This window comes from Risungbinella massiliensis (assembly GCF_000942395.1).
Classification (GTDB): Bacteria; Bacillota; Bacilli; order Thermoactinomycetales; family Thermoactinomycetaceae; genus Risungbinella; species Risungbinella massiliensis.
Genome location: NZ_LN812102.1, coordinates 627,883 through 642,516 on the forward strand (window position 1 = coordinate 627,883; position 14,634 = coordinate 642,516).

The 14,634-nt window shown below is 40.7% G+C and carries 16 protein-coding genes; 1 reads left to right on the forward strand and 15 read right to left on the reverse strand.

Going from position 1 to position 14,634, the window contains the following annotated elements; genetic code table 11:
• Positions 1 to 22: 22 nt before the first annotated feature.
• The 12 genes from VJ09_RS03575 to VJ09_RS03630 all read right to left on the reverse strand — a co-directional run bounded on the left by VJ09_RS03575 (position 23) and on the right by VJ09_RS03630 (position 10,812).
• Complete coding sequence (locus VJ09_RS03575; RefSeq protein WP_044640278.1) at positions 23 to 745, reverse strand: response regulator transcription factor; 723 nt, start codon at positions 743 to 745, stop codon at positions 23 to 25.
• 42 nt (positions 746 to 787) lie between these two features.
• The gene (ccsA, locus tag VJ09_RS03580) at positions 788 to 1,969 is read right to left on the reverse strand and encodes a cytochrome c biogenesis protein CcsA (RefSeq protein WP_044640279.1); all 1,182 of its coding nucleotides are present in this window, start codon (positions 1,967 to 1,969) and stop codon (positions 788 to 790) included.
• Between the two features lie 23 nt (positions 1,970 to 1,992).
• Complete coding sequence (locus VJ09_RS03585) at positions 1,993 to 3,588, reverse strand: cytochrome c biogenesis protein ResB (protein WP_082050389.1); 1,596 nt, start codon at positions 3,586 to 3,588, stop codon at positions 1,993 to 1,995.
• A gap of 174 nt (positions 3,589 to 3,762) precedes the next feature.
• Positions 3,763 to 4,497, reverse strand: coding sequence for a pseudouridine synthase (locus VJ09_RS03590; RefSeq protein ID WP_044640280.1), 735 nt, complete (start codon positions 4,495 to 4,497; stop codon positions 3,763 to 3,765).
• A 148-nt stretch (positions 4,498 to 4,645) separates the two neighbouring features.
• Entirely contained in the window at positions 4,646 to 5,176 is a 531-nt protein-coding gene (locus VJ09_RS03595; RefSeq protein WP_044640281.1) for a spore maturation protein, read from the reverse strand.
• A gap of 27 nt (positions 5,177 to 5,203) precedes the next feature.
• Positions 5,204 to 5,797 (reverse strand): nucleoside recognition domain-containing protein, encoded by a 594-nt coding sequence (locus VJ09_RS03600; protein ID WP_044640282.1) that lies wholly within the window; start codon positions 5,795 to 5,797, stop codon positions 5,204 to 5,206.
• Entirely contained in the window at positions 5,794 to 6,894 is a 1,101-nt protein-coding gene (locus tag VJ09_RS03605) for a D-alanyl-D-alanine carboxypeptidase family protein (protein ID WP_044641565.1), read from the reverse strand. The genes VJ09_RS03600 and VJ09_RS03605 overlap by 4 nt, the downstream gene beginning before the upstream one ends.
• Positions 6,895 to 7,041: 147 nt before the next feature.
• Positions 7,042 to 7,551, reverse strand: a complete 510-nt coding sequence (ytfJ, locus tag VJ09_RS03610; protein WP_082050390.1) for a GerW family sporulation protein — start codon at positions 7,549 to 7,551, stop codon at positions 7,042 to 7,044.
• Complete coding sequence (locus VJ09_RS17435) at positions 7,518 to 8,213, reverse strand: DUF2953 domain-containing protein (RefSeq protein ID WP_052807199.1); 696 nt, start codon at positions 8,211 to 8,213, stop codon at positions 7,518 to 7,520. Before VJ09_RS17435 ends, ytfJ begins: the two co-directional genes overlap by 34 nt.
• Positions 8,214 to 8,324: 111 nt before the next feature.
• Positions 8,325 to 8,996: an SMC-Scp complex subunit ScpB gene (gene scpB / locus VJ09_RS03620; RefSeq protein ID WP_044640283.1), complete on the reverse strand. Its 672-nt coding sequence runs from the start codon at positions 8,994 to 8,996 to the stop codon at positions 8,325 to 8,327.
• Positions 8,986 to 9,753 carry a segregation and condensation protein A gene (locus tag VJ09_RS03625; protein ID WP_044640284.1) on the reverse strand — a complete coding sequence of 256 codons (768 nt, stop codon included), beginning with the start codon at positions 9,751 to 9,753 and terminating at the stop codon, positions 8,986 to 8,988. The genes scpB and VJ09_RS03625 overlap by 11 nt, the downstream gene beginning before the upstream one ends.
• A gap of 99 nt (positions 9,754 to 9,852) precedes the next feature.
• The gene (locus VJ09_RS03630; protein ID WP_044640285.1) at positions 9,853 to 10,812 is read right to left on the reverse strand and encodes a COX15/CtaA family protein; all 960 of its coding nucleotides are present in this window, start codon (positions 10,810 to 10,812) and stop codon (positions 9,853 to 9,855) included.
• Positions 10,813 to 11,091: 279 nt separating this feature from the next.
• Here VJ09_RS03630 and VJ09_RS03635 point away from each other — a divergent pair, with 279 nt between their 5' ends.
• Positions 11,092 to 12,165, forward strand: a complete 1,074-nt coding sequence (locus VJ09_RS03635; protein ID WP_044640286.1) for an undecaprenyldiphospho-muramoylpentapeptide beta-N-acetylglucosaminyltransferase — start codon at positions 11,092 to 11,094, stop codon at positions 12,163 to 12,165.
• A gap of 43 nt (positions 12,166 to 12,208) precedes the next feature.
• Here the strand turns inward: VJ09_RS03635 and lysA are convergent, their stop codons facing one another.
• The 3 genes from lysA to spoVAE form a co-directional block, all read right to left on the reverse strand.
• Positions 12,209 to 13,534 (reverse strand): diaminopimelate decarboxylase, encoded by a 1,326-nt coding sequence (lysA, locus tag VJ09_RS03640; protein WP_044640287.1) that lies wholly within the window; start codon positions 13,532 to 13,534, stop codon positions 12,209 to 12,211.
• A gap of 97 nt (positions 13,535 to 13,631) precedes the next feature.
• Positions 13,632 to 14,231, reverse strand: a complete 600-nt coding sequence (locus tag VJ09_RS03645) for a stage V sporulation protein SpoVABEA (RefSeq protein WP_044640288.1) — start codon at positions 14,229 to 14,231, stop codon at positions 13,632 to 13,634.
• Between the two features lie 4 nt (positions 14,232 to 14,235).
• Positions 14,236 to 14,595 carry a stage V sporulation protein AE gene (spoVAE, locus tag VJ09_RS03650; protein WP_044640289.1) on the reverse strand — a complete coding sequence of 120 codons (360 nt, stop codon included), beginning with the start codon at positions 14,593 to 14,595 and terminating at the stop codon, positions 14,236 to 14,238.
• Between the last annotated feature and the right edge of the window lie 39 nt (positions 14,596 to 14,634).

The window sequence follows — 14,634 nt, forward strand, 5'->3', positions numbered from 1 at the left end:
TTGCCTACCACACTTCGTAAAATCAATCTTTTGGCACCTCTAGCTTATATCCTACTCCCCAAACCGTCGTAATCATCGACGCTGCGACGGAAGAAGCACGATTTAGCTTTTCTCGAAGACGCTTTACGTGGGTATCAACCGTACGCAAATCTCCGAAAAATTCATAGTTCCATACATCCCGAAGGAGGGTTTCACGTGTAAACACCTTATCAGGAGACAGTGCAAGGTAATGAAGTAGTTCATACTCTTTTGGTGTCAATTGGATTGTTTGACCACCTGCACGAACTTCATGTGCATCATGATCGATTGTCAGCTCAGAAAATACAATCACATTATGAGTTTCCGTCGTCGTATTTAAGAAAGCAGTAGCTGAGGCACGCCGCAACACAGCTTTTACTCGGTGAACTAGTTCACGAGGACTAAACGGTTTGACTACATAATCATCCGTCCCTGCTTCAAATCCTTCTACACGATTAGTTTCTTCTCCACGTGCAGTTAACATAATGATTGGTGTCGCCTTTTGTTTACGAATTTCTGCACAGACGTCCAATCCATCCATTCCAGGTAACATCAAATCAAGCAAAATGAGATCAAAATCGTCGTTAAATGCCTTCTCTAAAGCAGTTTCTCCATCCTCTGCTTCATCGATCACAAAGCCTTCTCTCTCTAGGTACATCCGGAGAAGACGACGGATCCGATCTTCATCGTCTACTACTAAAATACTTTGGTTTGTTTGACCTTCCATCGTTTCACCTCACGGGGCTGTTCTTATTTTATTGTAATAGATTTATGCGTAGGAGTGCAGACCCGAAATGATGAGATTTACAACAATCAAGTTAATCATGATAATGGTAAATCCTCCAACTGCCAACCAAGCCGAGCGAGTACCGTGCCAACCACGAGACAAGCGCAAATGGAGATAGGCGCTATAGAACATCCAAGTGATAAAGGCCCATGTCTCTTTTGGATCCCATCCCCAGAAACGCCCCCAGGCTTCATGTGCCCAAATCATAGCAAAGATCAAGGCTCCTAAGGTAAAGATAGGATATCCAATCGCGATCGCCCGATAAGTGATCTCGTCTAGCAATTCATCATCTACTTTGCTTACTAATGGTGCTAGCAAACGGTGGATCGGCTTTCTCACTAGAAGGAAATAGATCGCATAAACCAGAAGTCCTGTGATGATTGCCCATATCACAGAATTTAATTTTTTGCCTGCTTGGCTTCCTTCCATCCACGAAGGCGCTTCCGCTATAGGAGAGAATTTAGGTTCCCCTTCTACCAACTGTGATGCATTTGGTTTGATAAGCGGCGGAAGCTCATACTCTTCTGCTACTACTTGTCCTTCTACTTCATGAGCATAAACTACTCTATAATCCATGGAGCGGAAGATGTAAGAGTATGCGGAAAAAGAAAGAAACATAACTAGCACAAGTAAAGTTATTTCGAGAAAGAAAGCATTTTTCCCTTTTTTCTCATGACCTACTTTTCGAATCAAATAAATAATCCCCGAAACTGCTGCTACTCCAAACAGTCCTTGTCCTACTGCTGCTGTAGTCACATGAATATATAACCAATGACTTTGAAGTGCTGGAATTAGTGGCTGCACTTCGGTCGGAAAAATCGAAGCATATGCTAGTAGAATCACTGCCATCGGCATAGCAAAAGCTCCTAGCAAATAGGAACGATAAATAAAAAACAATACAATAAACCCGATAACTAAAGCAAAACAGAGAAATGCAATAAATTCAAACATGTTACTAGTAGGAAAATGGCCACCAATAATGATCCTAGTAATGATAAACGCGATTTGGATCACTGCTCCTATGATTGCCATCGTAATACCTGCTTTTCCCCACTTTGTTCGTTTATTTTCATTCTGTGATGTCATCCCGATCACAAAAGCGATTGAGGATAAAAGATAGAGAAAAAAGGTACCTTCCAATAACTTCTCCATCAATTGTTCCATGGTTTATCCCTCCCGTTCAAGCATTAACTTTTCTTGATCCATTCGACATTGAGTCCAATTTGATTACTGATTTGTTGTAAATCCCTACGCAAACCATACCAGTTCTTATTGGTATGGGCGCCAAAGTAGATTTTTCCATCTTTCACTTGTAACCAGATACGACGATGTTGGAAATAGCTTCCCATGATCAAACCGATCATAAAGATTGTCCCGCCAAACAGATAAAGCGGCCAGCTTTTCTCTACACGCACCATCAACCCACTAGAATTGACAAATTCAAAATCTTTTAACTGGATTTCATACCGATTGGTTTCTGGATTTGGGAAACGTTCTCCAGAAATCACCCACGAAACCTCTTGGTAGTCGGTTCCTTTTTCCGAGATTCGGAAGATAAATGCTGGTTTATTCGGTTCCTGTGTTTTGGTCTGAGGAGTTCCATTTACAATCTCAAACTCTGGATAATACTCTAACACTTCTGATTCAAGACGATCTCCTACCGCTTGTTTTTGATTTGGTTTTAGATCATAGAGATCACTTGTAAATGTCCCAACTACTTGCCCTGTCTTTTTGTCTACTACTTCAAATTGAATCGCCTTTAATTGATTTTGACGAAAATCCGACTGATAGAGGTTGGTTCCTTTGTATCCTAAAGGCTCATTGACCAATATCGCGTGCCGTTTGGCTTCCTGGAGCTGACCCGTTTTGGGATCTTTTTCATAAATCACCGCAGTGGTACGATATTTTTTGACCACTTGTGAAGTATCATTCGCATTTAACTCCGCTTGTCCATTAGCAGCGTTTGGATCATAGAACTCAATCTCTGCTTTTTCATTATGGATATAGTACTTTGTACCAGGAACTTTTTTGGTCTCCCCTTCTCGTACCCAAACATACTCATCTACATTCCAACCTGGTATGTATCGTAAGACAATAGCAAACAAGAAGAGAATTAAACCAATATGATTGATATAAGGGCCCCAGCGGCTAAGCCGACCTTTTTCTGCTAGCAGGTTCTCACCATCTACATGTACTTGATAACGTTGCTTTTGTAAGACATCTTTCCACTTCGATACCACTTTTTCAGAAGGAATCGAATCTTCATATGTGTAGGCAATACGCTGTCTTTCCAAAAAGGAGGTGCTCTTCTTTACTTTCTGATTTTTTAATGCTTTATATAGTGGTACAACACGATCTAAGCTACAAACAACTAGTGATATACCAATCATGGCAAGCAACGCAACAAACCACCAAGAACTATACATATTCGTAAAACCTAGACGATAAAAAAGATCTCCCCAGTACCCATATGTTTGGAGATAATATGTTTCCGGAAAGGTGGAGGGGATAAACTTCTCTAAAGGATAGATCGTCCCCAGAATCGAAAGAACAAAAGTTATGATGATCAAAGTAACTGCTACTTTAACAGACGAAAAAAATGTCCATACCTGATCAAAAGGGCTTTTCACCGCTTTCTGCGATTTTCTCGCTGTTCCATCATAACGCATCTCGCGATCCGTAAATTGCGTTGGTTCTTCTTCTAAAGGCTTTCCACAATATTCACAGAGAATGGTCCCAACGGGGTTATTGTGACCACATTCACATTTAGTGTCCTCCAGCATGCTCTCTCCCCCAATCTCTTCGCAAAACTACACATCTTATTATATCTGCTGATATTTGTCACTTGATCTTCACCGTTTCGACATTTGTGTGTCTACTAGATAGTAGGTTTTGGCCATTGATTTTGCAAACTTCATGACCAAAACCAGCAATTTACACATGACTATCCGATAAACCTAGCCTTTATTCGACATTCCCAATTCTTCCAAAAGCCGTGTCATCTCCCGATCTGTCAAATCACGGTACTGACCTTTGCGCATCGCTTTTAAAGTTAAGAAACCGATTTGGATCCTACGTAGACGCTTTACAGGGTATCCAATCCGCTCAAACATTCTCCGAACTTGACGATTTCGACCTTCATGGATCGTAATCTCGATTTTCGCTTCTTCTTTTACCCGATCTCGATAGATCACTTCGATCTCCGCTGGAGCAGTCACCCCATCTTCTAAACGAATTCCAGCACGTAGGCGATCTAACTCTTCTTCCTTTGGAATTCCTCTGGTTACCAAAGAATACGTCTTTTTCATCTCATAGCGAGGATGCATCATTCTTTTAGCGATCTCACCATCATTGGTCATAATCAAAAGCCCATCGGTATTATAGTCTAAACGACCAACAGGATAAACCCGCTCTGGTACATCTTCAAAAAAATCAGCAACCGTACGGCGTCCTTCTGGGTCGGACATAGCGGTAATAACACCCAGTGGTTTAAAAAACATAAAAGTTCGTTTCTGTTCTTTGGTAATGGGTTTGCCATTGACCAAAATAACATCTTTCTCAGGATCTACTTTTACTCCTAATTCTTTTACTACTGTGTTATTTACTTGTACCTTACCATCTAAAATCATTTGCTCTGCTGCACGACGCGAAGCAACTCCTGCATGCGCAAGCACTTTTTGTAATCGTTCCATTTGTTCACCTCATATGCCATCTTAACGCTTTTGGGAAAGCTTTCACAAGAAGGGTTTTCATTTACTTAGAGAAAAATACGGTTCACACTAACTTCTCTTCGTTTTTCTCCACAAAAAATCCCAGCTCTATCATAGAAACTGGGATACTCTAGAATATAAGCGAGCAAATAATAAGGGAGGCAACAAAACCAATTAGATCTGCCCAAAGCCCTACCTTCAGAGCATATAGTGAGTTGCGAATTCCTACAGCTCCAAAATATACAGTTAGTACATATAATGTGGTATCGGTACTAGCCTGGATCGTAGATGCTACCTTCCCTAAAAAAGAATCTGGTCCGTATGTTCGAAAAATACTTTCCACAAAAGCTAACGATCCAGTACCAGAGATGGGACGTAACATTCCAATCGGAAGGACTTCACTAGGAATGTGGAGCCATGTAGCTAGAGGTTCTAAAAGTTGTAAAAATAACTTCAAGGCACCTGAGTCTCGGAAGATAGCAACAGCTACCATCATTCCCACTAGATGAGGGATCAATTGGATTGCTGTGGGAAAGCCTTCCTTGGCTCCCTCTACAAAACTATCATATACGGGAATTTTACGAAAAATAGCATACAGCGGGATGAGTACAATAATGGCGGGGATCATCCAGCCTGATATAGTGGAAATCCATTGATACATTGATACTCTCCCTCCTTCATTACCTTCCTATGTTTTCTTACTTTTCAGATGCCGATAACGATAATACCGATCTAGTAAAATGGCAAAGCCAGTAGCTACCATGGTTGCAAGTAGGGTTGGTCCGATTATATCTGTAGGATTAGTTGATTCATACTTCATACGAATCCCAATAATGGTGGTAGGGATCAAAGTCAATCCTGATGTATTCAGCGCCAGTAAGGTACACATAGCCGGAGTTGCAGTACCTTTATTATCGTTTAGCTTTTGTAGTTCTTCCATTGCCTTTAGTCCCATTGGTGTAGCTGCATTGCCAAGTCCAAATAAATTGGCACTCATATTGGACAAAATATAGCCCATTGCTGGGTGTTTCTCTGGAACTCCTGGAAAAAGAAATTTTGCTACGGGGCCCAATACTTTAGCTAATTTATCAAGGAGACCCGCATCTTGTGCAATTTTCATCATACCAAGCCAAAAGACTAGGATACTAATCAGACCGATACAGACAGCTACTGCGTCCTTGGCTCCTGTAAGAGCAGCACTGGTAATCACTTCGACTCTTCCTTGCAAAATAGCTGCAACTACTCCACTCACAATCATGCCAAGCCAAATGTAGTGCATCATGATGACTTACCCTGTCCTACTAAATAGTCAAGCACTTTTTTCCATTCCGATACAATAGATTTTTCTTTGCGATACTCCCCAACTAATGGAACCGTTCCCAACACTTTATCTTTTAGCTTAATGCGAGCTACTCCCACCGTTTCCTTCTCCCCTTTTATTCGCTCTAGAGGCATAGTGATAACAGGCTCTACCATTAACTCCATTTCCTTTTCTTCTTTCGTTAGAGGGAAATGAAACTCTTGTGATGTTGATAAATACAGCGATTGACCTTGCCGATTTTTCTGTTCCGTCTTCTGAACTACTTGTCCCTTTAATAAGAGAGTTTCTTGTTCAAATTGGTTGAATCCATACTCAAACATGTTGATATGATCCTGCCAATCATCCCCATCATTTAAAGTGACTGCAACCAATTGTCTGCCATCTTTAGTAGCGGAAGAAACCAGTGTACGACGTGCTTGCTTCGTAAATCCAGTCTTAACTCCATCAGCATATGGATACAGTTTGAGCATCTTGTTTTTATTATAAAAACGTCTTTTCCACTCTTCTCCAGGGAAAGATACATCTTTTACTTCCGTACTCACAATTTGACGAAATATCTGATTTTGCAATGCATAACGAGTAAGTGTAGCTAAATCTTTAGCGCTAGAATAATGTTTAGGTGAATCAAGTCCACTTGGATTTTCAAAGTTGGTGTGTTCAAGTCCTAATATTTGCGCCTTTTCGTTCATTAGAAGAACAAATCCTTCTACAGACCCTCCTATAAATTCTGCAATTGCAGTTGCAGCATCATTACCCGACCGTAACATTAGTCCATATAGAAGTGTCTCTAAAGAAACCTGATCTCCCTGTTTCAAATAGATCGAGGATCCTTCTACTCCAACAGCATTGGGGCTTATTTTTACAATTTGTCTCAAGTCTCCTTTTTCAATAGCGACAATTGCGGTCATAATCTTGGTCAAACTTGCAATTTTCATCTCTTTTTCTTCGTTTTTACCATATAAGACTCGTCCTGTTTGAACATCCATAAGAACTGAAGACATAGCTGAATCTTCTATAGGAGTTGCTTGTACAGGAAGTGAATTTACAAACAAAATCATAATCAAATATAGGGAAATAGTTCTTTTTTTCACGTAGTACTCACCGCCCACGCTTGATTTGTTCCAATATATGCGAAACAAATGGGATGTATGCGGACAAGCAAAAACAAGCCCTTCTGATCCATTTCTGGATGAAGGGCTTGTTTCTTACAAGGACTGATTAGTTGTATCGGGTGGAGGTGTTTGTACAATGGTCGGTTGTACTACAGGTGGTTGTACTACAGGTGGTTGTACTACAGGAGGTTGTGCTACAGACTTGCTATCCTTTTTCTTCCCCATCCTGTTTACCATATCCGTACCGATATCAATCAGACGATCAAACAGATGATTTTGACCTTCGGTATTCATTAAGCGAATGCCTTGATCTCCTACCACGATAAATGCAACTGGTGTAATAGAGACCCCACCACCAGCACCTCCACCAAATGGGAAATGCTTTTCTTTATGAGGTTCATTTACAGGTTCGGGATGACCTGCACCGAACTCACTACCACCAGCGGCATAACCGAAACCAACCTTGGAGACCGGAATGATGACATGGCTACCATCTGGAGTTTCGACTGGTTCTCCAACAATAGTATTCACATCCACCATATACCGAAGGTTTTCCATTGCTGTTTGCATCATGCCTTGAATGGGATGTTCTGAGTTTGACATGGTTGTCTCGACCTCCCTTTTCGAATCCTAAGATAAATTCGTAGGATCAGTATGATAGCGTGTCCAATACGAAACTGAAATATGCTATGAAAGCGCGTTTCCAAAATAGACCGATGATAGTCAGGAAACACTTCTAATTCGGGAGCTTCTTTCCACTGGATATACCCTGCAAAAAAACCAGTAATGGTCGTCTTGACAGCCCATCCGAGTCCAGTCAAAACACCTGCTTCTGCTGCATCTCCTGTACCAATTAGTGTTGCCCAGAGAAACTTTTGACATTCCACATGGCGAAAAAAGGAACGCAATAATTGATGAAAATAGGAAATGTTATCTAACATATAGTGATAGCAGTCTTGCAACTTTTCTAAAGTTGTTTTGGTAATTGTTACATCAGACTTCTTTTCAAACACTTCTGGAGCTGTTTTTGTCGATTTAGATTGAGAAGTTACCTTTACTCCGTTGTCTAGTCCTTGATAATCTATACTAGGAATTTTAAAACGATAACCAATCAATCCCTTCCAGATAGACAATCGTACATTTCCATTATCATCTTTTGCTTTACGTTGGTAATCTATCTCTATACGAAGCGGAGACAACAAGAGGATCACCATGATCACAAAAAAAAGAAGCAATACTCCTAATAAGATCCAAATCCATGTCATCGAAAGCCACCTTCCAATACCTGGTATTTTGATCTAGGAACCTGCTTCTTATACTAATGTCTCGTACAATATTGTTACACGTTTTTTTATCTAACAATAGTAGTTCATCTATTAGGACTTCGAAACCAAATCTTGTTCTTCAGATATAACCACCTGTTCTGTTTCGTCGGTCGGTTCTTCAACAGGTAACACTACATCCATTCCCAATCGTTTTGACAAGTCCTGGCGGTCTTCTTCCCATTCTTGCCAATGGAAAATCGAGTCTGCTGCTGGAAGCTCTTCTAAACGATTTAGCCCAAAATACTCCAAAAATTCCTTGGTTGTCCCAAATAGGATAGGACGACCCGGTCCCTCTGCTCGTCCTATTTCACGGATCAAGCCTTTTCGTTGTAATTGTCCTAATGTCCTATCACTTTTAACACCGCGTATCTCTTCTATTTCGATTCGTGTAATCGGTTGACGATATGCCACAATCGCTAAGGTCTCCACTGCTGCACGGGATAGCTCTGATCGAGTAGGAGCTTCTGCTAGTTTAGAAAAATAACGTGCATGTTCTGGTAATGTGGTTAGTTGATAAACTTTGGCTACTTGTACCAATTGAATGCCACGCAAGTCTAGTTTCCATTCCATCTGCATCTCTTGAAGAAGCATTTTTACATCTTGTTTTGGGAGTTCCACAATCTCAGCCAATTCCCGTAAGCTAAGCCCTTCTTCTCCGGCTGCAAATAAAAGCCCTTCTAAAACAGCTTTGATTTGTTTTGGGTCTTCCTTCTCATGATTCACCGAGCGTTCCCTCCTCTATGAATGGCTCGATTATGATATCTTGAAATAAATCCCGTTGGATACATCGAATTTTTTTCAGCTTCATCAATTCTAGGAGTGCTAGAAATGTGACAATAATACGTTCCTTTGTAAGTCGAAAAGTAGATAGAAGGTATTCAAACGTTAACTCTCCTTTTTCCACCAGATCCTGATAAATCTCCTCCATTCTCGCACTCACAGAAATCTCTTCTCTCTGCATATTGGTAAACGGCTCATCTGGTTCTTCTTCTGGCTGATCTTGGAGTGCTTGAATAAATACCTGAAATAGATCGTCGGGAGTAATTCCTTTTAACGGATTAGTAGGAGGGGCAAAAGAAGTCAGATCTGCTGGCATCCTCGTAAAAATTTGGCTTCGTTCCTCTTCTTTCGCTCGCAACACTTCTCCTAATCGTTTGTACCGCTTATATTCCAATAATCGATCAATCAACTCTTCCCTTGGATCTGCCCATTCTTCCTGCCACTCTTCGCTTTCCTCCTCCTTCGTCTGGGTTCGAGGTAACAACATGCGGCTTTTCATTGCCAAAAGAGTAGCTGCCATCACTAAAAACTCACTTGCGATCTCCAATCGCAGCTCTTGTGCTTCTGAGATCACTTTCATATATTGATCTGTAATTTCAGAGATAGAAATCTGATAAATATCTACCTCTGCTTGATCAATTAGATGTAAAAGGAGATCCAACGGTCCCTCAAATTTGTCCAATTTTATCTGTAATTCCAAACTCGCCCCTGCTTTCTTATGTAGAAAAAAGGATTCTCTATATCTGAGAGAATCCTTTCCATATCATCCAATTAAAATCCTGTTTTTCTCTAGAACAGATTATGCTTCGGAATGGCTAGAGTCTACTTTGTTAACTGGTTGTTTTCTTGATTTTGCTGATCCAACTACCATAATCAAATAACAGATTGCCGTAAAGTAGAACGAAATAATCGTCGTATGGATCAGAGCAGCTACCAATACACCTCCAGTATAGACCGTGATAATTCCACTGATTGCTTGAAGGGTGATCAAAATCATTGCCCACCAAGCACCTTTCATTATTTGGCGATCTGAACGATAAGATCGATAAACTGCTATCAAGAGAAGTACGGTCACAAACCATAAGCTAATTCCCGCATATCGGTGCATCATATGAATACCACCTATATCGGTAAAGCTAGGTGTCCAAATCCCACCACACCCTGGGAAGTTATATCCACAACCCATTCCTGATTCTGTGTGGCGAACATAGGCTCCTGTGTAGACTACCAAATAAGTATAAGTAGCCAACCACCAGAGTCCCTTACGCAATCCAGATCCTCGAGTAATAGAAGCAGAAGATGATCCTTTTTTTAATTGGTAAAGTCGAATCGTCAACAAAACGACACTAGTAAAGGAAATGAGCGAAAAACCAAAATGAAGCGCTAAAAACGCATTCTTTGCTAAAGTGCCTTCAAAGACAACAGTAAGCGCGCCTAATCCACCTTGAAACGCTACAAAAAAGACACTCATAAAGGCAAATAGCTTGACTCGATAGTCATGGCGATATAGCCAAAAGCAACTAACTACTAGGATCAAGATCAGAATCCCAACACCTGCGGAGATGATCCGATGGCTGTATTCAATTACCGTTTCAATTGGTAACGAGTCTGGAATCAACTGCCCATGACAAAATGGCCAAGATCCTCCACATCCTCTACCCGATTCGGTTTTGGAAACGATTGCTCCAATGATCACCATAATATAGGCACCAATTGCAGTCAAAATTGCCCAACCGCGTAGCCATGCATGTTTTTTCATTTCGTACCTCCTTCCAATTATGGAAAGTTCCCGAACAATAAACCCTACCCATTTTAGCACAAACGTTTGATTGGGGGAGATACTAGGAAAAATTGCTACAAACTGTCCACAAAGAAAGAGTTAGGCTAAAAAGAGTTTGATTTTAAGCAAAAACCATTTCGATCTCTTCGTATTAGAATCTTTCATATAAGTTCAAGAAATCCTACCTCTTTTCTCTTCATAGGGAATCATGGCAGAATATAATGTATGTGACAATGTTTAAAATGAGGAGTTGGCATTTTGACCAAAAAAATCTTATTTACCGGTGGTGGAACTGCAGGACATGTAACGGTAAACCTTGCTTTAATCCCAGAATTTCAACAAAAGGGCTGGGAAACCTGTTACATCGGATCAGCTGATGGTATTGAAAAACAACTGATTTCGCAATTAGAAAATGTTCCTTACGAGAGTATTTCAACTGGGAAATTACGACGTTATTTCGATTGGAAAAACTTTAGCGATCCCTTCCGTGTCTTAAAAGGCGTTTTTCAAGCGCATCGTATTATCCGACGGGAAAAACCCAATATCATTTTTTCTAAAGGTGGGTTTGTTTCTGTTCCAGTTGTCTTAGCCGGAAAAATGAATCGTGTTCCGGTCATTATCCATGAATCGGATATTACTCCTGGTTTGGCAAATAAATTGGCAATTCCATTTGCAAATAAGGTTTGTGTCACCTTTCCAGAAACCGAAAAACTGATCAAAGGTGGCAAAGGGGATTATGTTGGTGCCATCATTCGCAAAGAACTGAAAAAGGGTGATGCAGAGAAAGGTCGAGCATTTTGTGGGTTTACTGGCAATCTTCCGGTTCTTCTCATTATGGGTGGGAGTCTTGGCTCACAAAAAATTAATCAATTAATTCGAGAAAATCTCTCTACTCTTCTTACGCAATATCAAATCATTCATCTTTGTGGAAAAGGAAATCTAGATCCCGCATCAGAACGTCCAGGATATTTTCAGTTGGAATATGTATCTGAAGAACTACCTGATCTACTTGCTCTGGCAGACTTAATCGTGTCTCGTGCAGGTTCTAACTCTATTTTTGAATTCCTTTCTTTACGTAAACCGATGTTGCTCATCCCTCTGTCAGCTGCAGCTAGCCGTGGGGATCAAATCCTTAACTCTCGCTCGTTTGAGAAGCAAGGTTTTTGTGAATTATTAGAAGAAGAACAGCTTACGCCAGATCGATTTTTAAATAAACTCCAACACCTTTACCATAATCGAAAAAAATACATAGAGAATATGCAAAGTTATAACAGTGATCAAGCATTGGCTTATGTGATTAACCTACTTGAGACAAACTCCAAAGCAAATTAAGTCAAATGAAAACCCCCAGTTCGACCTAGAACTGGGGGTTTATCTATAGAGAAACCTCTTCCTTTTTCATCAAACGATTAGGAATACGATCCTGTTGAATCAAATCATCAAAACTTTCACGTTCCACGATCACATCCGCTTGCCCATTTTGCACAAGTACCACAGCGGGACGACGTAATCGATTATAATTGCTTGCCATCGAGTAATTATAGGCACCTGTACAGGATACAGCCAATAAGTCATTCGTCTTAACAGGCGGCAACTGGAGATCCCAAATTAGCATGTCTCCGCTCTCACATGCTTTCCCTGCGATCGAAACGATTTCTGATGGTTCTTCAAAGGCACGATTCGCCAACATCGCTTCATATTTGGCCTGATAAAGTGCAGGGCGAGGGTTATCTGCCATCCCCCCATCTACCGAAACATATTTACGAATTCCTGGAATCTCTTTGATCGCACCAACAGTATACAGTGTGGTCCCTGCCTCTCCTACAATGCGACGACCTGGTTCAACCCAAATCTCTGGAATCTCGTGCGTAAAATGTTGTTTAATAAACTTAGCCAATGTAAGGAGGTATTCTCGATTGGTCAATGGTTGGTCATCAGACTCATAACGAATCCCAAAACCTCCTCCCACATTTAGCACACGAATGGAGATTTGGTGTTTCTCACTGATATATCGGATGAAGTCCGCCATTTTTTGTATCGCTAGGTCAAATGCTTTCATCTCAAAGATCTGAGATCCGATATGAATATGAAAGCCTAGAAAATCTAGATAAGGGGCCTCTTGTGCCAATAGTACCGCTTTTTCTACTTGACCACTCACTAGGTCAAACCCAAATTTGGAATCTTCCTGTCCTGTTTGAATATACGCGTGTGTATGCGCCTCAACTCCAGGAGATACACGAAGAAGTACCTTGGTAGACTGTCCTCTTTGTTCCGTTAGAGAAGACAGCATCTCTAATTCTGTAAAGTTATCGACAATGAAGCAACCAATCTCTTTTTCTAGTGCGAACTCTAGCTCGAAAGGAGATTTATTATTGCCGTGAAAATAGATATTCTCACTTGGAAATCCTGCCTGTAAAGCTGTATGAAGCTCTCCATCTGATACGACATCCAGCATCAGACCCTCTTCCTCAACAATTCGTGCCATCGCCAAACTCAAGAAAGCTTTGCTAGCATATGCAATCCGGTGTTTAAGTCCTGTTTCCTGAAATGCTACTACTAATTCTCTCATATGCTGACGAATGAGCTGTTCGTCCATCACATAAAGAGGAGTACCATACTGAGCTGCCAATTCTACTGTGTCACAACCACCGATTTCCAAATGACCTTGTTCATTTCTTCTGCTATTCCCGTGGAGATACATATGGCTTTTCCTCTCCTCATATCTTCTATTATATTTTCTATACTATATAGCATGCATTTTTGAAATAAAAGAGGGTCCTATAAAAAAAGACGCCATACTACTTATCGCGTCTCTCTTGCTTTGCTGCATTTCGATGTTGGCGGTTCATTTGCAAAATCAATTTTACTGCTTTGGTCGTAACGGGAGCACCCATTTCTGCCATATCATGTTCCTGCATTTTCCCTATATCTCCAATTCCCACAATGATCGGTACTTGAACTTCATTTAAGATTTCTACTGTATCACCAAAAATTCGGAGATGATCGGTATGTTTGGGACAGCCCTCTTTGCCTACCCCATCGCTAATAATATTTCCATTCCAATCTAGCGCCATGTGCACAGGAGTACCATGCTTGCTTCGTGAATTGGAAGCAACAGCAATTGCCCCAATCACATCTATAAAGGAATGCGAAGCAACATATCGTAAAGCCTGCTCGCCTTTTCCTTCATAATTGGCTCCACAATCATCAAACATTACCAATACAGGATCATGGTCAGCAGATAAAACCAATTGAACGATTTCTTCACCTGATAACAAAGTAGGATTGCCAGCGGAACGGGAAATACATCTCCCCCCTACTTTCTTTGCTGCTATTTCTATTGCTTGCTGAGCAACTTGATCTCCATCTGTAATTAAGATTACTTGTCGTTTCTTCATCTTATTAACCTTTTGGGCGGAAAATCAAAGAAGTCAAAAATCCAAATATAATCGCTGCCGAAATTCCCGCACTCGTAATCTGAAAAATACCAGATAACACACCAATTAATCCGACCTGTTTTACCTCTTCTAAAGCTCCGTGTACAAGAGCATTCCCAAAGCTTGTGATAGGTATAGAGGCGCCCGCTCCAGCAAAATCAATAAGTGGTTCATATAAACCAATTCCGTCTAATATAGCACCTGCTACAACCAAAATACTTAGAATATGTGCTGGAGTTAATGACGTCAGATCCATCATTAATTGACCAATCACACAGATCAAACCACCAACCACAAACGCTGCAATGAACTGTGATAGTTCCATATATTCACGTCCTTTAGTTCACTAACTAAAGGGTAGTAT